1 protein-coding gene is annotated in these 333 nt (G+C 47.7%); it reads right to left on the bottom strand.

The window, feature by feature from the left end:
* Nucleotides 1-332: glycosyltransferase (locus tag CWC11_RS20900; protein WP_249330792.1), on the bottom strand; the 332-nt coding region annotated here is incomplete at its 3' end.
* Nucleotide 333 lies beyond the last annotated feature (1 nt).

Raw genomic sequence — 333 nt, 5'->3', positions numbered from 1 at the left:
CTCATACCCGCAACCGCATTTTGCTCATGGATCACCAAAGGGATCCCAAGCAGTTTCGCAGCAACACCTACAGGGCCAGTTACATAACCGCCCATGGCTAACACCACATCAGGTTTACGTTGTTGTAAAATAAGCTTAGCTGCAAGTACCGCTTTTAAAACCATAAATGGTGCGGTTAGTAATCGTTTGACCCCATTACCTCGGACACCTTTCATGGCAATAAAATCAATTTCAAAACCGTAACGCGGCACCACATCGGCTTCCATTCGGTCCGCAGTGCCAACCCAGCTCACTTGCCAAGCCTGCGCTTGTAAAAATTGTGCCACTGCAATA

It is taken from the genome of Pseudoalteromonas sp. S3178, from assembly GCF_005886985.1.
GTDB lineage: Bacteria > Pseudomonadota > Gammaproteobacteria > Enterobacterales > Alteromonadaceae > Pseudoalteromonas > Pseudoalteromonas carrageenovora.
This window is presented reverse-complemented; position numbering and strand designations above follow the sequence as displayed.